Annotated in this window: 11 protein-coding genes and 2 pseudogenes; 4 read left to right on the top strand and 9 right to left on the bottom strand. The window is 45.3% G+C overall.

Annotation, left to right across the window (positions count from 1 at the left end; genetic code table 11):
- Window positions 1-285: 285 nt before the first annotated feature.
- The 6 genes from QUA04_RS01445 to petB all read right to left on the bottom strand — a co-directional run bounded on the left by QUA04_RS01445 (window position 286) and on the right by petB (window position 18,864).
- Window positions 286-7,176, bottom strand: a complete 6,891-nt coding sequence (locus QUA04_RS01445; protein WP_333253072.1) for an FG-GAP-like repeat-containing protein — start codon at window positions 7,174-7,176, stop codon at window positions 286-288.
- Window positions 7,177-7,247: 71 nt separating this feature from the next.
- Window positions 7,248-7,745 (bottom strand): hypothetical protein, encoded by a 498-nt coding sequence (locus QUA04_RS01440; protein ID WP_333253070.1) that lies wholly within the window; start codon window positions 7,743-7,745, stop codon window positions 7,248-7,250.
- A 154-nt stretch (window positions 7,746-7,899) separates the two neighbouring features.
- On the bottom strand, window positions 7,900-15,708 hold the full coding sequence (locus QUA04_RS01435; RefSeq protein WP_333253068.1) for a DUF7948 domain-containing protein: 7,809 nt from the start codon (window positions 15,706-15,708) through the stop codon (window positions 7,900-7,902).
- 457 nt (window positions 15,709-16,165) lie between these two features.
- Window positions 16,166-17,017 (bottom strand): AraC family transcriptional regulator, encoded by an 852-nt coding sequence (locus QUA04_RS01430; protein ID WP_333253066.1) that lies wholly within the window; start codon window positions 17,015-17,017, stop codon window positions 16,166-16,168.
- A gap of 511 nt (window positions 17,018-17,528) precedes the next feature.
- Window positions 17,529-18,011, bottom strand: coding sequence for a cytochrome b6-f complex subunit IV (gene petD, locus QUA04_RS01425; RefSeq protein WP_333253064.1), 483 nt, complete (start codon window positions 18,009-18,011; stop codon window positions 17,529-17,531).
- 184 nt (window positions 18,012-18,195) lie between these two features.
- Window positions 18,196-18,864 carry a cytochrome b6 gene (petB, locus tag QUA04_RS01420; protein ID WP_015174799.1) on the bottom strand — a complete coding sequence of 223 codons (669 nt, stop codon included), beginning with the start codon at window positions 18,862-18,864 and terminating at the stop codon, window positions 18,196-18,198.
- 303 nt (window positions 18,865-19,167) lie between these two features.
- Between petB and QUA04_RS01415 the strand changes: the two genes are divergently transcribed.
- On the top strand, window positions 19,168-19,368 hold the full coding sequence (locus QUA04_RS01415) for a hypothetical protein (RefSeq protein WP_333253062.1): 201 nt from the start codon (window positions 19,168-19,170) through the stop codon (window positions 19,366-19,368).
- 94 nt (window positions 19,369-19,462) lie between these two features.
- Here the strand turns inward: QUA04_RS01415 and QUA04_RS01410 are convergent, their stop codons facing one another.
- Both QUA04_RS01410 and QUA04_RS29845 read right to left on the bottom strand, forming a co-directional pair.
- Entirely contained in the window at window positions 19,463-19,945 is a 483-nt protein-coding gene (locus tag QUA04_RS01410) for a hypothetical protein (protein ID WP_333253060.1), read from the bottom strand.
- Between the two features lie 51 nt (window positions 19,946-19,996).
- Window positions 19,997-20,224 (bottom strand): annotated as a pseudogene (locus tag QUA04_RS29845) (calcium-binding protein); the annotation flags it as partial.
- A gap of 9 nt (window positions 20,225-20,233) precedes the next feature.
- On the opposite strand from QUA04_RS29845, the pseudogene QUA04_RS01395 reads away from it, so the two are divergent.
- From QUA04_RS01395 to QUA04_RS01385, 3 genes and pseudogenes are all read left to right on the top strand, one after another.
- Window positions 20,234-20,657: pseudogene (locus tag QUA04_RS01395) on the top strand (ISAs1 family transposase); the annotation flags it as partial.
- A gap of 405 nt (window positions 20,658-21,062) precedes the next feature.
- A complete protein-coding gene (locus QUA04_RS01390) occupies window positions 21,063-22,526 on the top strand; it encodes an ABC transporter substrate-binding protein/permease (RefSeq protein ID WP_333253058.1) in 1,464 nt (487 codons plus the stop codon).
- Window positions 22,492-23,241 carry an amino acid ABC transporter ATP-binding protein gene (locus QUA04_RS01385; RefSeq protein ID WP_333253056.1) on the top strand — a complete coding sequence of 250 codons (750 nt, stop codon included), beginning with the start codon at window positions 22,492-22,494 and terminating at the stop codon, window positions 23,239-23,241. The genes QUA04_RS01390 and QUA04_RS01385 overlap by 35 nt, the downstream gene beginning before the upstream one ends.
- 159 nt (window positions 23,242-23,400) lie before the next feature.
- On the opposite strand, the gene QUA04_RS01380 is transcribed toward QUA04_RS01385, so the two are convergent.
- On the bottom strand, window positions 23,401-24,803 hold a 1,403-nt coding region (locus QUA04_RS01380; RefSeq protein WP_333253052.1), incomplete at its 5' end, for a calcium-binding protein.

Raw genomic sequence — 24,803 nt, 5'->3', positions numbered from 1 at the left:
ATTTAGCAGCAAGAGGGTATAGGGCGGCAATTGAGCGGGTATTCAATCCCACTTAATTGCCAAATCAGTAAGTATAACTATAGCCATTTTTTTTTGCACGCAGTGGCAATATAGAGATAGCTTTACTGAATATGTCAGCGTCTAAGTCTAGCCTTGTCCCGGAGATTGAGTGGAATTTATAACGATTCCTGGTAAGTAGATCTACTTTCTCCATCTAAAGTATTAGCCCCAATCTCTCCGAGTCGCACATAAACCGTAGTTAGGTGCGACTACTTGCTATTAAATTTAGCCAAAATCGGCGACATTAATTAGACTAGACGGCACAGCATTGAGAGCGGCTAAAATTTCTCCTGTTGCTGACAAACGGATGAAAGTTGCATTGTTCTCTTGAGTAAGTGACAGTTGGGAGAAAGTAAGATTGTTGCCTAGAGAAAGCAAATCTTTTCCATCTTCAAAATCCCAGATAATATCGATACCAGAATTGGGAGAGAGCAAGAAGCGATCGCTCCCATTCCCTCCTATCAAAGTGTTATCTCCATCTTCACCGAATAGGAAGTCGTCGCCGTCACCCCCAATAATAGTATCATTTCCCTTGCCTCCGCGCAAAGTATCATTGCCAGTGCTACCATCTAGCACATCGTCGCCTCGGTTGCCAAAGATAATATCGCCACCATCGCTACCGGTGATAGTATCAATTCCCTTGCCGCCGTAAAGGGTATCGTCGTCAAAACCGCCATTGATTAAGTCATTGCCTTGATTGGCATTAATCCAGTCATTGCCGTTAAAACCAAAGATCAAATCATTTCCCTTTTTGCCACTTAAAACGTCATCGCTGCTTTCGCCGCCTAGAGTATCGTCGCCATCAGTACCGATTTTTTGATTGGGGGAATTGTTGACTAATTCTATGCCGCTATCTGGGAAAGGTTCAGTCGCAGTGAAGTCACTGTTTATACTCTTACGAATTGTGGGGTTGTTGACGTTTGCCGATTGAATTTGTGCGTCTAAGGATGTGCCTGTATTTTCTGCGATCGCCTCCTGAATTGTCTTATTTCCGGCTGCGACTTGCTGCAAGTCTTTAGCGACTTCACCTTGTTCTACCTGTTGAACTTGGGCTATTTTAGTAGCTGCATCTGAAAGCGGGAGGTTGCTGGATGCGATCGCCCGTACCCGCTGATTCCCTTCAGCAATAATTTTAGCAACTTCCGGTGCAATATCGGATGCTTTTTGTGCTTGCAGTTGAGTGGCAGCAGACTGAATCATGCTTTGTAATTGTGCGGGATTGGTTAAATCGACAGCCCCGGATTGAATTTGATTGGCAATAGTGGAAATAATGCGATCGGCAATATCGGTTTTAGAGTTAGCCGAAATCCCGCTGATTAAAATTGTCGTCTGAACAACAACGTTTTGTACCTGAATGTGCGCTGCATAAACCGCCAAACCGTTCGGATCGTTTTGAGTAATTGCCTGTAGCGGATCGTAGGCAGTCAAATCAATTGTTGACGGTACTCCAAATGCTGCCTTAACTTTAGTCTCTGCTTCATTAGGATTGATACCTTGTGCAACCATCTTCTCCATCAAAGTGGTTAAAGGAGTAACCACCGTAGCATCTGGTGTTGCAGTTAGCTGCGTTTGCTGCGGCAAATAAGTAGCGGTATTAATACCATCTACAATGACAAGTCTGCCTTCATCTTGTTCGATTTCGCCGCTATTATTTTTGTCAAAATCGGGGAGAGAGACATCTAAATTAAAGCTGCCATCCACGTTAGTAATAGTGAAGGGTTCTTTTTCATCTTGGATGCCGTTAAAGTTAGCATCAAAGAAGACTTTAGCTCCCGTAAGGTAACTGTTAACACCGCTACCGCTGTTTCTTGAACTTTCTCCAGTGCCAAATTTGGCTATCTCAAATGTGGCAAAGTTTTTCTCATATACAGTTTTTTCTAAATCGATATCTCCTAAGAATGTTTCAATTTTAAAACCGACTTTAACGATAGCACCCAGGTAAGCATTAACTTGACCAGATACGTCAAATAATTTCCAAGGTTCACTGAGGCGTGGAACAATTTCAGAACCTCGAAGTTTACCATCACTTGTCCCATTACTTTCTCCACCATCTAACAAATCAATTCCTATTTGTCCCTGAATTCCACCTTTGACAAAACCAGAAGCAAGGATGACATCGATACCCAGACCGGCTGCGATATTCGCGTTGATTTTGAGTTCCTCAACATCCGCGCCAGTACCGTCGGGATTTGCGCGATCGCTCACGTAAAAACCATCTAAAACTTTGTACGCTGATGACGGAGAAAATTCCTCGTCTTTCCATTCTTTTAATCCGTAAGTATCGTACCCAAATGCGAGGTGTGCTGACGCATTAAAGTTGCCTTCAATTAACCCTGCTATCGGCCCAAATATAGGAAATTGTTTCCGAAAATTGAAGTCTACTCCCAGTTTAGGCATATCGTAGGTGAAAAGGACAACATCTGGTTTTCCTAAAAGGAGTTGAATGGCTGTTTCGGGCTTGGTTAAAATTGGCAAATCTATGCCGGGAACACTCTTGAATTTATTGACAAATTCTTTTTTGTTTCCGCTTGTTTTAGAATTAATTTGTTGAGAAATATCGGAAACTGAGTTTGTCAGTCTCGGTGTTTTGTTTTTGAGGCTAGAGTTGGGCTTGGTTACATTAATATCCCCTAAACTGTAGGAACCTAAATCGATGGCAATATTGCCTGAAGAGTTTGACAGGGTATTTGCCAATTGCGATATCTCGTCGATTTTGATAACTGCATTTAAGAAGTCAGTAGCAACATTACCGCCGGATAATTTAGTTGCCAGTTCCAATATCGAAACTTTGCCATCTCTATTGTTATCGAAGGGGCCACCAACACCAATTTCTGACAGTAACTTAGTGTCTGCATTCAGGAAATCGATAACGGGTCTAAAAGGATCTATAATATCAGAAACAGTGGTGAGTATTGGTTTTGCCAAGTTACTGATAAAGGTTCCTAAGTCGAGTTTGAGGTTGTTAAATTCGACTGTCGGGTTAGGCAATCCGGCAAAGGGATTGTCGGTGGTTGGGGTAGCTAGATTTCCCTGATTATTTGAGGTCAAAAATGAAGAGAAATTTGAAGTGGCGCCTGTGTTATAGTTGGAGGAATCTAGCGATTGATTTAACCCTGAGAACCTTGAAAAATTTGCAGTGGATGAAAGTGATGAATTGAAATTTGATAAATCAGATGAATTTGGAGACGACGGCGAATTATTTAATTGACCATTGCTATAATTAATCAGTGGCCAATTGACTGCTAAATCAAAGTCAAAAGATGGAAAAGCAGCATTGCCGTCGATGCTAGTTTTGCCGTGCAAGCCGAGATTGGCATTACTCGTTAAGCTAGATTGAAATAAGTCTTCTAACTGATAACTGCCGTCTAACTCCGACAAAGTTAAACGATTGCCATCATCAGTACCGCCCAGATTATCTAAGTCATTCAACTTGACTTCAAAGTTGGCATTGAGTTGAGTTGGATTTTCAGGATCGTCGGTAAATTCAGCTTGTAAAAAAGCGAGATTAGCTTGAACTTTGAAATTCTCAGGAAGTGCTAACTTAAAGTTAGCGTTCAATTTGGTATTGTCCGTATCTATGTAGCAGCCAAAATCTTTGTTGTAACCGACACCAATAGATAATTCATAGTCAAATCCAGATTTTTCAGGGGTCTTGAAAAGACTAGCAACTGGCGAAATCACACTCTGAGAAGGAACGATTGCACTTAAATGAACTCGATTACTACTATCTATAACAGGTGCTAATCCGGCTGAATTAGTGATATTGGAATTAAGGGTTGATGCTTCTAAAGCATTGGATAAATTGGCAAAGCGAGAGAGATTTGTAGTCGGTGAAAAGGCGACAACTTGATTCGATAGCTTCGGAGGGTTTTTGACTTTCAAGCCGAGTGCTGGCAATCCTAAATCTTCAGCAAACTTAATATCATCTAGTTGATATTTTTTGCCCATTTTAATGACTAAGTTACTGTCATTTGGATTTGAACTGCTCTCGACTTTAACATCGAATGCCGACCCAACAACCTCCTGAATGCTATTTTGGAGCTGACTAGGCGTGAAATCTGTTGCATTTTTAACCGTATTGACCAGACTATTTTTGAAATTGCTAATAAAATTCGGAGAAATGTCGCTGAGTCGTCCTAAAATTGGCAGTTTGAAATCATTAAGTTGGTCGTTAACAATGTTTTCTAGTTTGTCTAATCCTTTTTCCAAACCGCACCAAAAGGTTTTGTTATCGCTATTGGTAACGGCGACATCTGCTGATGGCGTTGGCGTTGGCGCAGGAATTGGCGCTGGCGCAGGAGTGGGTGTCGGTATCGAAGGAGTTGGGGTTGGGGTTGCAGGAGTTGGGGTTGGGGTTGCAGGAGTTGGGGTTGGGGTTGCAGGAATTGGCGCTGGCGCAGGAGTGGGTGTCGGTATCGCAGGAGTTGGGGTTGGGGTTGCAGGAGTTGGGGTTGGGGTTGCAGGAGTTGGGGTTGGGGTTGCAGGAGTTGGAGTTGGGGTTGCAGGAGTTGGAGTTGGGGTTGCAGGAGTTGGAGTTGGGGTTGCAGGAGTTGGAGTTGGTGTCGGTACCGCAGGAGTTGGTGTCGGTAACGCAGGAGTTGGTGTCGGTAACGCAGGAGTTGGTGTCGGTAACGCAGGAGTTGGTGTTGGTAACGCAAAAGTTGGTGTTGGCGTATTGTCGTTATCAGTAATCGCGACGCTAACAGGTGAAATTGTGATGCTGTTATAATTAACATCGGTACTGGTAGCAGTATGGTCGATCGCACCCGTATGATTCCCTTCAACTAAACTGTCGTCTACAGCAGCCACCGCAACAGTTTGAGCGACATTCCAATTAGTAGCGGTAAAAGTAAGTGCAGTAATTGGCTGAATTTGACTGCCTGTAGCTAAGTTAATCGTAACAGGTGCGATCGGTTGACTATTTAACTGAACACTGTAACTTCCATTTGCACCGCCTTCCGTTGCATTCGTGCTGGCAGGATTAATCGTAATGCCAGGAGTTTCATTATCGCTGTTACTAGCGCTGACATCATCGGGATTAAAATTATTGTAATTGCTGTCGGTACTGACAGCCGCAGCAGTGACAATATTGTAAGTTTTACTGCCATCAGCAACGCTGTCGTCAACACCTGTCACCGTTACCGTTTGCGGTTGATTCCAGTTAGCGTCCGTGAAAGTTAAACTATTGCTGGAAACTGTTCCTTCAGCGGGATTGGAACTGCTCAAACCAATGCTAACACTAGCACTGGGTTGACTGTTAAGTTTAACGGTAAATGTAGCGCTGTCGCCTGCTTCTGTCGTCACTAATCCGCTGGCAGGATTGACGGTGACTCCGGCAGTGTCATCATTACCGATCGTAGTTGTAGTGGTAGCAGTAGTAATAGTTGGAGTCGGGCCGGGCGCAACCGGGTTTGACAGAGTAACAGTAATAGTTTCATCCGGTTCAATGATGGCATCGCCCAACACATCTAAAGTAAGAGTTTTCGATGTCTCGCCCGCCGCAAAATTAACCGTACCAGTAATGCTAGTTCCCCCAGAAGTGCCGCCGATATTGTTGTAATCGCTGCTGTTGGTAGCAGTTCCTCCAATTGCATAATTTACACTGCTAGCAGCATCAATCCCGCCGCTGCGAGTCACGGTAAAAGTAACGGGAGTAGTGGCGCTGTTGCCTTCGGCGATGCTGGCAGTACCGGCCACAATGGCGTAATCTATGGCATCATTAGCCGGAATAGTTAGTGTTGTTTCTTTTGTTGTACCTGCAATCCCATCAGTAATCGTACCAAAGCTGAACACCGCTGTTTCGGCGTTCTCTGGGATATTGTCAGCTTTGACAGTGACAGCAACATTCTGAGTGAGGGTGTTGGTACCTGCACTGAATGTGAGAGTGGCTGGTGAAAAAGTGTAGTCTGAATTTTGGGTTGCTGTGCTGCTGGGGTCGATGACAATTGGTACAACTAGATCGCTGAAGGGAGTGCCGCCGCTGATGGTGACTGGGACATTAACGATGGTATCTGTTGTTCCTTCTGTGCCGCTGTAAGTGGCTGCACCGAAATTGACCTCAACGGTGGTATTCAGCAGGATGGAGACATCGTTAGAACCGCTGTTGGCGGTGGCGAGATCGGGTTTGTTGTCGGCGTTAAAATCTTGGATGGCGATCGCTTTGGGATTTGTCCCGACTGCGTAGTTAATGGGGTTGCCAAAGGTGCCTTGACCGATTCCAACTAGGATAGAAACGTTGTTTGATTGATTGTGAGCAACGGCGAGATCGAGTTTGCTGTCGGCGTTTAAGTCGGCAACTGCGATCGATGTCGGACTATCGCCTCCCGCTGCGTAGTTGGTGGCATTGCCAAAGGCACCTTGACCGGTGCCAAGTAGGATGGAAATGTTCTTAGAAACGCTGTTGGTGATGGCAAGATCGAGGATGTTGTCACCGTTAAAGTCTTCTGCTGCAATGGATGTTGGATTAGTCCCAACTGTATAATTTACCGGGATTGAAAATCTGTCTGCACCAGCGCCTCCCGTGTTCAGTAGGATAGAAACGTTGTTAGAACCGCTGCTGGTGATGGCAAGATCGAGGCGGCCATCGCCGTTAAAGTCTGTCGCTGCGATCGCGGTTGGAGTTGTCCCTACCTGAGATATATTTTCTTCACTAGCAAAACCGTTGCCTTGAGCGTTTTGTAATCCGATGGAAACGCCACCATTAATGTCTGCTACAACTATGTCTGATAAATTGTCTGCGTTAAAATCGCCTACGCCGATCGCACTCGGTACCTTTGTCCCAACAGAAAAGGAAGTGGCGTTGCCAAAAGTACCTTGACCAGTACCCGGTAAGATGTAAACGGAACCACTAGGAAATTCTCCACCAGACCAGCTAGTTAAGGCTAGGTCGAGGAAATTATCGGTGTTAAAATCACCTGCTACGATGGGAGTACGACTGGATTGATTCACGTTGGCCGGAGTGCCAAATCCTCCTTGAGTGTTCCCTAGTAAAATAGAAACAGCGGTTCCGCTGCTGATGGCTAAGTCTGAGATATTGTCGTTATTAAAGTTTTCGGCAGTGAGGGATTGGGGATTTGTGCCTGCCGGAAAGTTGGTTGCGGTACTGAAAGTAGACATGATTAATTTATCTATTAGTTAACAACAGTAATCTGTGATGTTTGAAGTTTTGAAACTGATGAAAATCGCACCTAATCTGGCATCAGCGACACGATGATAGCACGTACAAGCAGGCTGCATCCTACAGCGATTGTCAATATATTCCATATCGAAAATCGACTGTTAGGATCGTGGTATGGTATCATTAGAGTGTTGAGTTCATTCACACTTTTTTGTACTGGAAGCAGAGCGATTACAGAGAGTAATACTGCTAGTTTGTATGGCATTGGGAGATACCCACAAAACTTGATAATTCCAATCCAAGCAACAGTGACCCAGAGTGGACTAAAGTTTGCATAAACACTGCGAGATTTAGCCCACTTTTTAATCTGTGCAAGTAAGGGATAGCAATATAAAGCCCCAAATACAGTTCTCCAAAAGGGGCTAATGTTGCTTTCATCTTCCGCTTTTAATAGCTGCCAGTTTTTGTAAAACCAAAACACTTGATAAAATCCCAACGTTACTATGGACATCACGAACAACTTAAGCCGAGAAACAGGAAAAAAGATGGGTTGTGAGTTTTCGTTCATATCAAAAACCTCATGGATGGATACACTACTACTCGATCGGGACTTACGCACGGGTGGTCAGAAACCGGGTTTTTTACGATAAAACTTCGTTACAGCCCTTGAACCGGGCAGAAAACCCGGTTTATTTGGTACTTATGCACAATTCCTATTGCTATTAGATCGAGCCAAAATTTGCGACACCGATCGCACTTGCCGTCACCCCATTCAGAGATGCTAAAATCTCTCCGGTTGCTGACAAGCGGATGAATGTTGAACTGTTTTCTTGAGTAATTGACAATTGCGAGAAAGTCAGACCATTACCCAAAACTAACAAGTCTTTACCAACTTCAAAGTCAGTCATAGTATCAGTACCGGAATTGGTAGATAGCAAGAATTTATCTACCCCATTCCCTCCCGTCAAACTATCACTTCCCAAACCGCCATTCAGCCAATCGTCACCGCGATTGCCAAACAAGACATCATCACCACTACTTCCGAGTAAAGTATCGTTACCTTTGCCGCCGAAAAGAGTGTCATTCCCCACCGCACCGTCGAGGGAATCATTACCCCTCAGACCCAGCAAAACATTATTTGGACTGTCGCCAGTCAGGATATCGTCGCCATTCGTACCGAGAATTCGATTCGGAGAATTGCTGCCCAAATCTGCATCGCCGGTGACAACAGGAGTCGCAATCCCAGCAGGTAATATCACAGCTTGAATTTTGGTATCTAAAGCAGCACCAGTATTCTCAGTAACTACCTGGGAAATTGTCTTAGTTCCCGCACCAACTTCTTTGAAGTCTTGAGTAGTTGGGCCCAAAGCTACTTGTTGGACGCGGGCTACTGATTCAGGAATTGATGTTCCTGTTGGGTTGGAGACAGCAGAATCAATGCGCTGATTTGCTGTTGCCATTACAGTCGCAGCTTGCGAGGTAATTGAGGTAACTTTTTGACGGTTGAAACTTGGGTCAATCTGCTGAATTTTCGCGGCACTTTGCTGAATAATTGGTTCTAAAGCGAGTTCGTTGCTGAGGTTTAAAACAGTGCCGGATTGAATTTGACTCGTAATTGAACTGACAACAGCCTTGACAATTTCGTTAGTAGCTGCACTGGAAGCACCGTCAATCAAAGCAGCAGTTTGAGTGATGACGTTTTGAACTTTTACCATTGCTGCCAAAGTTGCGACGCCGCCCGGTTCGGTGTCGTTGGTGGCCGCGATCGGATCGAAATCTGCGATCGGAACATCGGCGGGAATGGCAAGAGCAGATTTGATGAGAGATTCGGCTCGATCGCTCTCAATTCCCTTATCTATCAAGTCCACCATCAGAGTAGTTAACAGCGTGACCACAGTAGCGTCAGCAGGTGCAGTAACAGGCGTTTCTAAAGGCAAACCCGTAGCAGTATCAATTCCGCCAAAAGCCACTAAATTGCCTTCATCTGAATCTATTTCTCCATTTGCGTTTTTGTCGAAAGTCTCGAAGGGGATATCGAGATTAAATGCACCGTTGCCGTCAGTATTGGTTGATGGTTCATTAGCATCGAGAACACCATTTTTATTGGCATCCAAAAATACCTGGGCACCTGCAATGTAATTATCAATCACCCAGCGACCGTTATATTTTGTTATCTTGAAGGTTTGAGAATTGCTTGCACCTGCAGGGTCGGTGGCGGTTAACTTAACCTTAAACGGTCTTACAAAACTCAATGGTTTTCCATTAATATTAAACACTGGTGGAGTGCCAGTAAATTTGATGGTGTTCTGGTTAGAGTCGAAAGAGAATCCCAGCCAGCTACTGTTGAAACTGCTGCTTAAAGGACGACCATCCTCTAGATTTAATTTGTAAGAGATTAAGTCGCCATCCGGATCGGTGTAGACATTTTTAATGTCTTGATTAAACTCCTTATAGTAATAGGCTAAATGAATCTTCTCTTGTGGCGGACGGTTCTGAACAACACCTCCTCCAGCAATAGCTTCACCCAAAGCCAGCACATCGACGCGCTTGAAATTAAGACCGGTATGCTTAACGTTATCCTTTTCATCGTCGCCGTCGTTGATAGTGACACCGGTTTGTTTCAAAAGTTTGGCAAATTCCTGTGGTGTTAGTTTGCGACCTAATTCTTTCTGTGCTAACTGTTGGGCTAATGCTGCAATGCCGGCAATGTGGGCTGTAGCTTGACTGGTACCGTGATAGGTGTTTAAACCGCCATTTTCGTTGGCACCTGTGATAGGTGCTCCTGGTGCAAAAACAGTGGTTAATTGCCCGTTACGCTGAGAAAAAGGAGCAATCCGATCGGCAGCGGTGGTGTTAGCTATTACAAACTCGTTATTATTTTCACCAGGCTTATTCGCAAAATAACCTTCCAAACGGGAATAACCAATGTCGGAATTGTATACCGCGCCAACCGACAGCGAATTAGGATCGGCTGAAGGGTAGTTTACACCTGGAAGCTGATTAGGATCTTTCTGGTACGGGTAGTAACGGTTGCCTGATGAAGAGACAACAATTATATTCTTTGCGGCTAATGCTGCCAGTTCATCTCCAATACCGTAGAGTGAAGTTTGACTGGTGGGAAAATTTTCACCGCTGCCGAATGCCATACAAACGCTGGCAATGTTTTGAGCATCTGCATTTTCCAATACCCACTGCAAAGCTTGTTCAACATACCGAAACTTACTAATTTCGTCACTACCATCAGCAGGTATAATATCTTTTTTGACCTTGAGGTCGATAATCTTCGCCCCAGGTGCCATTCCCGTATAGGTTGGGTCTTGGGAGGCAATAATGCTGGCAATGTTCGATCCGTGTCCGTCTTTGTCGCTTGCATCTGCGTCACCCTCGGCAAAATCGTAGTTATAAACAATGCGATCAGCGATGCCGTTTGAGTCGCTGTCAGGGCCAAAAAATGGGTGGTTTAAGTCGATACCACTATCTAAAACCGCTACAGAGAAACCGCTGCCGTCAATACCGGAAAAACGCGGTGCGGCGCGGAATTTGTCCAGATTGATCAGTTTACTCGATACACTGGCATCGACCAAACGACCCAAGGGGTCGTTTCCGCCGTCAAAACCATCAGAATATCCTGTGTCGTTGTTGTTGCCACCAATACGGCTAATACGACTAGAAAGGACTGAAGATAGGAAAGAGTTCTCAAGCCGGGTACTTGATAGATTGTTATTGATTAAATTGTTGCTGCTTCCAGAATTGTTTTGGGGCGTTGCAACTGGCTGCGAAGCTGTGAAGGCAGGGCCTTCATATCCTGTGGTTGTGACACCTTGAAGACGAGGTATAACCGACAAGTTTAAATTGTATGGAGTTTCTACACTATTAACTGAAGAAACTCGCACATTGTAAGTGCCGTGTTCCAAAACGCGGTTAATTGACTGTGAGGCAGTGCCAGAATCTTGTGCCGTTGAAATGACATTTTGACTGCTGTCAAGCAATTCAATTTTGACATCTTGATTGACTCCACTGACGGACAAATTGAAGTCATTTTTAGCACCTAAAGTGAATTCGTAGTAATCAGGATCGTTACTACTCACGGCATCGGGGTAGTTTCTGGAACTAGAAGCTGCATTGATTTCCAGGGCTGTACTTGCAGTGTTTGGAGCTAAGTCTCTGGCTGGGATATTATTGGTAACAGCGACATCGGCTGCATTTAAGCCGTTATAATTGTTGTCCGTACTAACAGCAGGGGCAGTAACAATTGTGTAAGGTTTATTGCCGTCAGCAACATTGTCGTTAACACCCGTTACTGTTACCGTTTGCGCTGCATTCCAGTTACCCGAATTGAAAGTCAGCGATACAGGTGAAACTATTCCTTCTGCTGTATTGGAACTTCCTAAATCTATTTTGACATCAGCAGTAGGTTGGCTGTTGAGTGTGACATCAAATGTTGCTGTTCCCCCTGATTCTGTCGTGATTAATCCACTTACAGGATTAACGGTAATTCCCGCAGGTGTCGCTGAGGGTGTTGGGGTTGGGGTTGGTGTTGGAGGTGTTGGAGATGTTGGAGATGTTGGAGATGTTGGAGATGTTGGAGATGTTGGAGGTGTTGGAGGTGTTGGAGGTGTTGGAGGTGTTGGCGTTATCGGTGTTGGAGGTGTTGGCGTTATCGGTGTTGGAGGTGTTGGCGTTATCGGTGTTGGAGGTGTTGGAGGTGTTGGAGGTGTTGGCGTTATCGGTGTTGGAGTTGGAGGTGTTGGCGTTATCGGTGTTGGAGGTGTTGGAGTTGGAGTTGGAGGTGTTGGAGGTGTTGGGGTTATCGGTGTTGGAGCAGTGTCGTTATCAGTAATGGCGACATTAACAGGAGAAATTGTGATGCTGTTATATTTAACATCGGTACTGGTAGAAGTATGCCCGATCGCCCCCGCATGATTTCCTTCCACAAGCGCATCGTCTGTAGCCGTTACTGTGACGGGTTTGGCAACATTCCAGTCAGTAGCGTCGAAGGTAATTGCACCGATCGCATTTATTTGATTTCCCGCATCAAAACTGATAGTAACTGGTGCAGTTGGCTGGGAATTTAAATTGAGTGTATAATTGCCTGTGGCACCGCCTTCTGTAGCAGTTATGCTCTGCTGTGAAATACTCACACCCGTCGTCTCGTTGTCAGCAATCGTGGCAGTCACAGGAGAAATCGTCAGGTTGTTATAATTAGTATCTGTACTGACAGAGGTGTGAGCGATCGTGCCGCTGCGGGTTCCTTGGGCTATGCTGTCATCGATCGCCGTAACAGTGACATTTTGTGCCACATTCCAATTATTCGGCGTGAAAGTCAGAGGTGCGATCGCATTAATTTGGCTGCCTGTGTCAAAATTAATCGTGACGTTTGCAGTAGGTGCGGTAGTCAGAAGTACGGCGTAGCTATCGGTTGCACCGCCTTCAGCAATATCTGTGCCCCCTTCTGATTGGACAATAGAAATACCGGGACTATCGTTATCAGTAATCGATGCTGTCACATTGGGAATGACTTTCGCATTATAATTTGCATCGGTACTCGTAGCTGTGTGAGCGATCGTGCCGCTGTGGGTTCCTTGTGCTAGATTGTCGTCGATCGCACTGACAGTGACAGTTTTCTCAACATTCCAATTAGTGCTGTCAAAAGTAATAGGTGTGGCGATCGGATTAAGTTGATCGCCAGTATTGAAACTGATAGTAACCGGTGCCGTCGGTTGCGAAGTTAGCTTGACTTTGTAACTGCCAGTTGCACCGCCTTCTGTAGCAGTTATGTTCGTAGGTGCAATGCTGACATCGGCAGTGTCATTGTCGGTAATGGCGACGCTAACAGCCGGAATTGTGATGCTGTTATAGTTAGTATCGGTACTGGTAGCAGTATGGGCGATCGCACCTGCATGATTTCCTTCAACTGCATTGTCATCAACAGCAGCCACCGCAACAGTTTGAGCAACATTCCAATTATTCGCTGTAAAAGTAAGTGCGGTAATTGGTTGAATTTGACTGCCTGTAGCCAAGTTAATCGTAACAGGTGCTGTTGGCTGAGTATTTAACTGAACGCTGTAATTTCCAGTTGCACCGCCTTCCGTCGCAGTCGTGTTAGCAGGAGTAATGCTAACGCCTGCGGTGTCGTTATCGGTAATATTAGCATTGACGGTATTGCCAGCAGTGCCATTGACCGTAAAACTGACACTCGCCCCGTTATAACTGGCATCGGTACTGATAGCAGTGTGAGTAATCCGGCCGCTGTGTGGCGAAGTTTCTGTTACTGCATCATCAACTGCACTGACTGTCACTGTTTGCGGTACAAACCAGTTAGTTGGAGTGAAACTAATGCCAGCAATCTGTTGAATTTGACTGTCAGTATTGAGTGCGATCGCCACATTTGCAGTAGGCTGATTAGTCAACACCACTGTATAAGTATCCGTCGTCCCGCTTTCTGCTACAGTAGTGCTGCCGCCCGACTCAATAATCTTTACCTGCGGCCCGCCAGGAATGATTTTAGTAATAAAAGCATCAGCAACACCTCCCGCATTCGCCGCTTGCAAAGGAGTTGCTGTTGGGAAATTAGTAGAAGCAGTACCTCCTGTCACATAAACTGCACCAGAAGCATCCACCGCAATACCACTACCGAAGTCGTTGCCGCTGCCGCCGAGATAAGTAGAATCAACTAAGGCAGAACCAGATAAATCGATTCTCGTAACAAAAGCATCTGGCCCGCCACCGCTGATACTTTGAATCGCATTCTTAGTCGGGAAATTAGTCGAAGTAGTGTTTCCCGTCACATAAGCATTACCCAAACTGTCTACAGTAATGCGATCGCCATTCTCCTCTCCGCTACCGCCCAAATAAGTTGAATAAGCCAAAGAGTTATTAGCACTTATCTTGGTAACAAAAGCATCTTTAGCACCACCTCCATTAGCTGCTTGAATTGGATTAACTCTAGGAAAATCAGTTGAAGTGGTATTTCCTACAACATAGGCATTTCCAGCACTATCTACAGCGATATCAGCACCATAGTCATCGCCGCTGCCACCTAAATAAGTGGAATAAGCGCGCGCACCATTCGCGTCAAATTTACTGACAAAATTATCATAACCACCTGCAATGGCATTTTGAAAGCCTAAATTTGCCCCCGGCAAGTTAGTCGAATTGGTATTTCCGGTAACCCAGACATTACCAGAATTGTCTAGTGCAATGGCTTTAGCATCATCGGTACCGCTACCGCCCAAGTAGGTAGAGTAAACTAAAGCACTGCCGGTGGGATTAACTTTAGCAAGAAACCCATCCAGTCCGCCTCCGTAATTAAACTGGGAGGCAGTGTCAGTGGTGGGAAAACCGCCGTATGTCGGCCCGACAACATAAGCATTACCGTTACTGTCTACTTTAATGCCGTTGCCGAGGCTACTCCCGCTAGCGCCGAAAAAAGTACCACCATTGGGGATAGCGCTACCGCCTAAAAAAGTAGAATAAATTAACGTGTTCCCAGTAGCATTGAGTTTGGTTACAGCAGCACTCGTAATATCTGCTGTAGGTTTAAAAGAACCGGCTGTAGTTGGATAACCCGGATTGACTGGCCCGGTTAAATAAGCATTTCCTTGACTGTCTACGGCAATGTCAAAACCTTCATCATTGTTAGGGCCGCCAATAAATGTAGAGTAAACTAAGGCAGTTCCTTCGGGGTTAATTTTGGTAACTAATATGTCACTTATTCCACCTACTAGCGTCGTTTGGTACGCACCGGGAGTAGTAGGAAAATTGTTAGAATGCGTAGTTCCAATAATGTAAGCCGCACCTGTGCTATCTACGGCGAGGCGGTTGGCATTCTCATTGTCGCTGCCACCTAGATAAGTCGAGTAAGCTAAAACCGGGTCAATAACTAGGGGTTGAGTGGGGTCAAAATATCCCAAACTAAAATTAACTTGACCGTTTCCTAATAAATTGTAAGCTGCGGGCACATTCACCCGCTGTCCGTTGATATCTTGATAAACTATCGGTGCGTTATCAATTAATTCGCCTAGCGGTGTCTCTAATATCAGTGCGCCGTCGTCACGCAACCGGATGTCGTTAACACCGCTATAGTTCATCTTAATTTGACTCGGATCGGCAAAAGGTGCAACTAAAAACTCGCTCTTAAGTTGTCCTTCTGTGCCTTTGAAAACGCGGTCAATTCCTTGATAGACGTTTTGATAAACAACACCGTTAAAAGTAGGAACGTCTGTGTGCCATTGACTGGAATCTTCGCCTAAAATAAAGTTAGCAACTCCGGGCAATTTTTCCAGCCCGGAAATTGTGGGATTCGGGTTGCTGTTGGCTAAGCTGCTGCGTACAATTGAAGAATTTGTTGGTTGGCTTCCCGGTTCATTAGGTGGCTGGAAAGCGACGAAAGAAATTTCGTTTGGAGTAAAAAAGATACTGTGACCGGCACCTTTCACTTGGAATTTCACATTAGGGTCAGTTTGTCCAGCATTTGCAATAAAACTTAAGGGAATTTGACCGTAAGATGCCTGTTGATTTTGAGAACTCATAGCTGGTACCCCTGGTTTATGTTATGCCAGAAAGTCTACTAAACTACGAACTCTGCTTTATAGTAAATTCTCGCGGAAAACTTGTGAAAAATACAATTTTCTTGCGAAATTTCACTTAATTTGATGAATAATTGTAACAACGCTGACGGGTGCGCTCGGTCAGTAAGTGCGAGAGTCCGACATTCCGCCAGTTCGATATTCCGAGAGTCCGAGAGTCCGCCAGGGGTTTTTAACCCCTGTCTCATAGCGAAACTCCTCTCAAAGAGGACTGGTGTTGATGATAATTTAATTGGATTTGCCAGTCGGTTTCAACCGACTTTCGCTATGAGACGGGGAATTAATTCACTCCTAGGACTTGTGGGTGAATGCAAAAACTCAAGAATGCCAAAAACTTTGGGTAAGTCCGAGAGTCCGCCAGGGGTTTTTAACCCCTGCCAGACTGCGGGTGTTACCTTTATTAAAGTTGATCGCGATATTTCTTAGGAGTCAAACCGACGATTTTGCAGAAAGTCTTGCTAAAGTGACTTTGGTCGTGAAACCCGACTTGCTGCGAGATATAGATTATTGATAAATCTTGCCTTTTCAATAACTGTTTGGCTTTTTCAATCCGGCACTGAATCACGTAATGATGTGGCGTAACTCCAATTGATTGTTTAAACAAACGACCGAAATAAGAAGGACTCATCTGCACTAAATTAGCAAGTTCACTTAAGTGCAAATCTCGGCTTAGGTAGTCATTTATGTAGTTAATAACTATCTGCAATTTGTAAGTATCAATGCCACCTTCAAAATCTCGCAGATTCGGTTTCTGTGCACAATAGCGGTGCAGTATATGAACTGAAAGCGCGTTTTTCAGTGCATCGACATAGAGAGTACCGTTTAATCCACCTGATTCGAGTTCAGTTTTGAGGGCCCAGCCAATGCCGAGAATCAACGGATCGCTGATTTTCCAGTGCGGTATAATTTCAATGAGGTTTGAATTTGTCGATTCGTAAACTGTATTGTCGAAGTCGGTAGGTTCAAGAGCGATCGCTATAAATTCAGGATCTTCGACTGCACCTGACTGGAAATCAGTACCAGCACCACCGATGAAAATTTCTCCTCTTTGCCACGGTTCGCTACCGTAGTGTTTCCCGTTGAGTATTCCGTTTACTGTAACTGAATTGAGTATCAGCCCAATGTTGTGTTGTTGAAAACAGTGTTCGGGAGTTTCGTCTGCTGGCTGACGGTGATATTCGACGTGAATTCCCTCCCATTTTGTGCCGTGGTGACTCGACAGGATTGAGGGACTCGGGAGAATCGATTTCATTGCGTCTGGCTGGGAAAAATCCAGAATTAATGCTTTCTCTGAGGACATAGCTTGCACCTGGGAGAGTGGCTATTATTATATAGGTCTGAAGTTCTTCCAGTTATACAAAAGATACTCAGGGCTTACACTACATATTCTCGGTCTGTTTGTCAAGATTTAGCAATAAAAATTAAGGGAATTTGACCCTAGGGTGGTGGAGGATCGATGGATAATCCGCACTTTCATACCAGCCGTTGCGCCTAAGCTGCTACGCATCTAAATTGTATTTTTGGGCGGGCGGGACGCCCACCCCACAAGAATTTGCTCGAACTTGATTGTCAAATTTAGATGCGCCTCAGCTTACAATTAATTAGTGATAATTATTAACTTTTAGAACGATCAATGTAAAATTCCCAAATCTAAAATTTAAAATCTAAAATCTAAAATAAAATGACGCCCGCTAAAGTTTCCCACCAGTACAAAAGCACTTTACAGGAAACCCGCAGGCGTCAAAATCAAGCAAACTTAAATCTTAGAAAAGACCCAGTGTGAAAGATTTGTCGATAGGGAAAATAGCACCAATACCCAACCACAGAGTTACCGCAGTTCCCAAGAGGAAAACAGTAGTAGCAACAGGGCGGCGGAACGGATTTTGGAACTTGTTAACGTTCTCGATGAACGGAATCAAAATCAAGCCAAGGGGAACACCGGCCATGCAAGCAATACCCAACAATTTGTTAGGCAAAACGCGCAGGATTTGGAACACAGGCCACAAATACCATTCCGGCAGAATTTCCAGCGGAGTAGCAAAAGGATTAGCAGGTTCCCCAACCAAAGCCGGGTCTAGTACGGCCAAACCCACGCACAGAGAAATCGTTCCCATGATGACTATAGGGAAAACGTAGAGCAAGTCATTAGGCCAAGCTGGTTCGCCATAATAGTTATGACCCATGCCCTTAGCGAGCTTAGCGCGGAGCGCTGGATCGCTCAAATCAGGTTTTTTGAGAATAGACATAGTAACAGTGTTCTCCTTTTAGTTTTACCCGGGCCTGCCATTCCACTGTATTCGTTAGTTTGAATCAGCGGTGCGATCGCAGGAAGTATTAGCCGTAAATAAATATCATGAGTGATGAATTCTGAATTTTCAACTCACAATTCAGCGGGGGGGCAAAAAAAATACCGCCCCCAAAACTCAAAACTTACAACGGGCCAGAGATACCTTGCTTGCGAATCATCAAGAAGTGAGCCAGCATGAAGACTACAATCAGCCAAGGCAACACAAAAGTGTGCAAGCTGTAGTAGCGAGTCAAAGTGCCTTGACCGACGCTGACACCGCCGCGTAGCAGTTCAACCATCAAAGAACCGACAAACGGGATAGCTTCGGGGACGCCGGAAACGATTTTAACTGCCCAGTAACCGATTTGATCCCAAGGCAGTGAATAGCCGGTCACGCCGAAAGAAACAGTGATGACTGCCAAGATTACTCCTGTCACCCAGGTTAATTCGCGGGGCTTTTTGAAGCCGCCTGTCAGATAAACCCGGAAGATGTGCAAAATCATCATCAGCACCATCATGCTTGCAGACCAGCGGTGGATGGAGCGGATCAGCCAGCCGAAGTTGACTTCAGTCATCAGGTATTGCACTGAAGAAAAAGCTTCTGCTACCGTGGGACGGTAATAGAAAGTCATGGCGAAGCCGGTGGCAAACTGGATCAGAAAGCAAACTAAAGTAATTCCGCCCAAGCAGTAGAAAATATTGACGTGCGGGGGTACATACTTTGTAGTGATGTCATCGGCGAGCGCCTGAATTTCCAGGCGTTCCTCAAACCACTGGTAGGTTTTTGAGTCGGTGATTTGTTTAGAAAACATGGAGCCAGAATTCCTAAAAGAATATTGCTGTGGTTGAGGTTCAGGGCAGCAGCCACAAGGTTTTTTGTCGCCCCGCGCCGAGCAGCTTGCTTTTACTAGCAAATGCCTGAGGCTATTTTTTAAATTTGGAGCTGACGAAAGGAACTCTCTTGTGCGATCGCCTGCAAGCCCTGGGAAACTAAGCGGTGGCTTGTCCCTACTCGCTGGCGTTGCCCGATCGAATTCCAGACTGTGATAAAAAATGTAACATAATTGCCGTGCAATTTTCACGCAGGCGATCGCTTTTTGGGCACTTAAAAGGCTTTGTTCGGAATCTCAACATCCGCCCAAGCTACTATGGGGGGAGGGCTGAGCTACAGAAAGCAGTCCGAGCCGGAAACAGGTTTGCCGGGAGAGGCCAAATTTCATCTCGATCGTAAAACTTCACTTTCGGCCCCAAACGCCCTCATTGTCGATCGAGTAGGCCCAGCCAGTTCGATCGTCCAACCGAATCTTGTTTTGTAGTCAGGACTTCAGTCTTTACTAACAAAATCTGCTGGTGGCAACGTGCATATTTTCGTAAAAAAACCCGGTGATTGCCCCCATCCGTAAAGTCCTATCACAATTGAAAAGAAAGCAAACGTTCCACAAAAACTGGCACTATTGGCGAGAAAAAAGTGGGACGCGGCGGTATCGGAAAGGGAATTCTCGGCAGAGAAGGGAAGGATGGAAAGTCTCGCGATGGCGGTATAAACCCAGTCGAAACGATCGCGCAATCTGATAGACTCACATCTGTAACATTTTTAACGTCGGCGATTAAATCCGAGCCGACCAATATCCGAGTTCCCCGTCTCGTACCGTCATCATAAGATTCAAATCGATAAGAGAAGGAGTTAGAACCATTAGGATCTTGTACGAAACCAACGACTTGAATTTTGTCGCCTTCGACCCGGTTAAAATCCTCAATAACGGCATAGGCATTGTCACCGCTATAGAATAGGTAAGGGCGGGCATTTGACGAACCTAGAACAAATAAGTCGGCTCCATTTTGCCAGATAAAATAATCAATTTGTGCTACTGTTGAGGAAAAGCCGTAACCCAATAATGTGTCATTACCTGGCCCGCCAATCAGGGTCTCGCTGCCTTCATTTCCCTAAAGCAAATCGTCTCCTGCATTGCCGTTAATGTAGTCATTATCTAAGTCACCTCTTAAAGTGTCGTTGCCACCTTCTCCCAACAGGAGATCGTTACCTTTGCCACCAATTAACAAGTCGTTGAAGCCACCAAACAAGAGATCGTCTCCATCTCCTCCGAGCACCGTATCATTGCCTTGACCGCCGATAAGACAGTCATTGCCAGACCCTCCCAAGATACTATCATTATCGTCACTCGAAAAGTCTGGGCGGTATCACTTGCCCAACTAGGAGGACTTTACAAGCAAGAGCAATGGGCAGGCTTACGTACTATTGTGAGCATCGAAATAGTTCGTCATCTGTGGAACAAAACTACGCACGACGTACAGTTTTACCTAAGTTCTTTACCAGTAGATGCTAAAGCGGAATGGTCGTGCTATTCGTCAACATTGGAGCATTGAAAACCAAGTACATTGGAGTTGAGATGTGACTTTTAATGAAGATAAATCTCGTATTCGCTCGTTAAACAGTCCTCAGAACTTCGCTCTGGTAAGATGGATTGCCCTTAATGCGGTCAACCAAGAAACCACTCTCCAGCGTAGCCTGCGACAAAAAATCAAACGGGCTGCGATGAACAATGACTATATGATGCAAATTCTCAAGTGCTTTTGTCAAGCATGATTGAGATGCTCTTACCCTGGTGATCTACTGAAGACTGTGTACTACATATAAATGGAATATGCTGGATGATTACAAATACCGATCGCAACTTGGACAACGGTACAACATTGGTGGGAGTTGTGTGGACAAGCTTTACTTTCTAAAATGTTAAAAAATGTGCATTTCGGAAATTATTTAAATATAAGTTTGTGGCACAATTATCTATCTTTAGCACTGGGCGCATTAATACCTTTATAACCGGGTTATTTACCATTGTTAAAGTCTAATTATGCAGTTTGTTTGTCCATCAAACCCGGTTTCTGGAAACCCGTGCCTCCAGGAATATATCTTCCTTTACAATGGTGACTTGATTCCGATTTGTGGTATATTTTCTGGGCGATGGGATTTTTTAGTACAATGTTCAATATGAAACGTTTAACATTAAAATCAATGCTGGCGGCAGCGATCGCGATCGCCTTTTGTTTAATTGCGATCGCCAGCTACGCCCAAGCCAAAAAGACTCTAACACTGGCGACTTCCCCAGACTACCCGCCCTATGAATTTAAAGATACGGCTGTTAGTGGCAACGAAATCATCGGTTTTGACATCGATATTGCCAAATATATTACTAAAAAATTGGGCTACGAGCTAAAAGTAATTGGCATGGATTTTAACGGCTTAATTCCTGCTTTGCAGGCGGGAAGATCCGATTTTGTGATGGCTGGAATGACTCCCACCGCAGAAAGGAAAAAAAATGTAGATTTTTCTGACCTTTACTACGAAGCTCAAAATACAATTGTCGCCAATAAAGGCAGCAATTTGACCAAAGCTCAAGATTTAGCCGGGAAAAAAGTAGGCGTTCAACTCGGAAGCATTCAGCAGGAAGCTGTGAAAAAAATGCCCGGTGTGCAACTGGCTCCTCTGAATAGGATTCCTGACATCATTCAAGAAATTAAATCGAACCGCCTCGCAGCGGGAGTGATCGAGGATACTGTTGCTACGGGTTATGCAGCAGCGAACCCGGACTTGGAATTTAAGACAATCCCGAATACTGAAGAAAGCGGTTCGGCGATCGCCTTTCCGAAAGGTTCGAGATTAGTTCCAGAATTCAACCGAGTCCTCCAGCAAATGAAAGCCAGCGGTCAAATTAAGGAACTAGCTACTAAGTGGTTTTCTCGACCGATTCCGCAAGAATCTGCTCAAGCAAATCAACCTGCGGTAGCGTCCAAGTTCGGGTTAGATTTTGGCAAAATCGTGCCGAGTTTGCCTTATATTTTGTCCGGGATTGGGGTAACGCTAACTTTTACGTTGCTGTCGGCATTTCTAGGATTTATCTGGGGAATCGTGCTGTCTCTGTTTAAGATTTCTAGCATTAAACCGCTGTTCTGGTTTGCCACTGCTTACACCTCTATTTTTCGAGGAACGCCGCTAATTTTGCAGTTGACTTTAGTTTATTTTGCAACGCCCCAGCTTACGGGCTATAATATATCGGCGCTGCAAGCTGGCGTGATTACTTTTTTCCTGAATTCTGGGGCTTATATTTCCGAAACAATCCGCGCGGGAATTCAAGCCGTAGATAAAGGCCAAAAAGAAGCCGCAGAATCCCTTGGTGTTCCCTACAAACTGATGATGAGCGATATTATCTTGCCGCAAGCGTTGAAAAATATTTTGCCTGCATTGGTGAATGAAAGTATTGCTTTGCTGAAGGATTCAGCTTTAGTTTCAGTAATTGGCGTAGAAGACTTGCTGCGCCGCGCTACAATTGTGGGAGCAGAAAAGTATATTTACTTTGAACCTTTGATATTTGTCGGCGCAATTTATTATTTGATGGTGCTTAGTTTAACTTGGGGGGCCAATGTACTCGAACGCAGACTCCAAAGTAGCAGTTAAGGTCGATCGCCTGTATAAATCTTTTGGCAATCTTAAGGTTTTGCGCGAGATAACTACTGAGATCCATAAAGGAGAAGTGATTGCCATTATCGGCCCTTCGGGGTGCGGCAAGTCTACTTTTTTGCGGTGTTTGAATTTACTGGAAATTCCCACTTCTGGACACATATACATTGACGGAGTGGATATTACTTTGCCGAAGGCAGATATTCTGAAAATCCGCCAGAAAGTGGGGATGGTTTTTCAGCATTTCCACTTGTTCCCGCACATGACTGTACTGCAAAATGTGATGTATGCGCCTGTCAAGGTGAAGCAGGTGGCTAAGGATGAGGCGCGTCTGAAGGGGTTAGAATTGCTGGAAAAAGTGGGTTTGTCAGATAAGGCCGAGGTTTATCCTTCTAAGCTTTCGGGGGGACAAAAACAGCGGGTGGCGATCGCCCGCTGTTTGGCTATGGAACCAGAAATTTTGTTGATGGACGAACCGACTTCTGCACTCGATCCAGAAATGGTTAAAGAAGTGTTAGATGTAATGAAAGCTTTGACGAAAACCGGAATTACAATGGCAATTGTAACTCACGAAATGGGTTTTGCGCGGGAAGTCGCCCACCGGATATTGTTTCTCGATGGCGGAAAGGTGGCGGAAGATGTGCCGCCGCAGGAGTTTTTTAGTAACCCGAAGTGCGATCGCGCCAAGCAATTTCTGGAAAAAATGCTTTAATTCATATAATAATTAGAGTTTTTAACGGCAGAGGACACAGAGTTAGAGGAGAAAGAGACTGTTGCGGTAGGCTGCATCAGGTTGGAGATGCTCGCTCGGCACAAAAAGTATACGAACGGGACACGGTTTGTTGCCGAGGTGCATCAGTGGTGAGCCTGTTTAAATGAAAGTGAAATCACTGGCGCTTATTATGCTAGCAGAAACTCCGTTTAAAGCAGCTATAATTTCTCCTGTTTTCCCAAACTGAATCAAGGTTGCACCGCTATTTTCAGTAAGAGTTAATTGCTCGAATGTCAAGCCATTAGCTAGCATCAGCAAATCTTTTCCAGCTTCAAAATCGGCAATAATATCGATACCAGAATTGGCAGACAGTAAAAAGCGATCGCTCCCAGCACCTCCAATTAGACAATCTTCCCCCAAACCGCCAATCAAAGTATCATTACCTTTGCCACCAAAGAAAGTATCATTTCCCTCGCACCCGTCTAGCAAATCATTGCCAGCACCTCCACTCAGATAATTATTGCCAGCACCTCCGCACAGGGTATCATTACCATAATCGCCGTAGAGAGAATCCTCGCCTTCGCTGCCGAAGATTATATCATTTCCCTTGCCTCCAAATGCGAGATCGCTGCCTTTGCCACCGTCGATAAAATCATCACCTTGACAGCCCAAAATTAAGTCGTTGTCTTGTTTACCATTGATTGAATCATTGCCGCGCTCGCCAAAAATGATATCTTCGCCTTCACCGCCAAGAATGATGTCATTATTCTTGCCCCCAAAAAGGATATCATCTCCCTGATTGCCGTCAATAAAATCATTGCCTCGGTTGCCGTAAAGGATGTCGTCTTCTTCACCGCCGTAGAGGTTGTCATCGCCTAAATCCGCATCGAAAATATTCGGATTTTGACTGCCGTAAAAAGCATCATTTTCTGACGTACCAAACTGAATTTCATCGCTACCATTGCTGTTGATAATGTTGTCAGCTTGGTTTGGGCGATCGACTGTTGGATACTCAATAGTATTGCAAATGCAATCAGTATCACTTCCTGTTGTAACAACAGGTACTGATGGTGTTGGCGTCGGTGTTGGCGTCGGAGTTTCCGCAGGCGTCGGTGTTGGCGTTGGCGTCGGTGTTGGCGTGGGAGTTTCCGCAGGCGTTGGCGTTGGTGTTGGCGTCGGTGTTGGCGTGGGAGTTTCCGCAGGCGTTGGCGTTGGTGTTGGCGTCGGATTTTCAGCAGCAGTCGGCGTGGGAGTAGAAGTTTCTGCAGGCGTCGGTGGAGTTGGGGTCGGAGTTTCCGCAGGCGTTGGCGTTGGTGTTGGCGTCGGTGGAGTTGGGGTCGGAGTTTCCGCAGGCGTTGGCGTTGGTGGAGTTGGGGTCGGAGTTTCCGCAGGCGTTGGCGTTGGTGTTGGCGTCGGATTTTCAGCAGCAGTCGGCGTCGGAGTAGAAGTTTCCGCAGGCGTCGGAGTGGTCGGAGTCGGAGTGGTTGGAGTCGGAGTGGTCGGAGTCGGAGTGGTTGGAGTCGGAGTGGTCGGAGTCGGAGTGGTTGGAGTCGGAGTTGTCG

This window comes from Microcoleus sp. S13_C5, assembly GCF_036700845.1.
GTDB lineage: Bacteria > Cyanobacteriota > Cyanobacteriia > Cyanobacteriales > Microcoleaceae > Microcoleus.
Note: the sequence above shows the minus strand (reverse complement) of the source record. Positions and strands in the feature narration are given on the sequence as shown.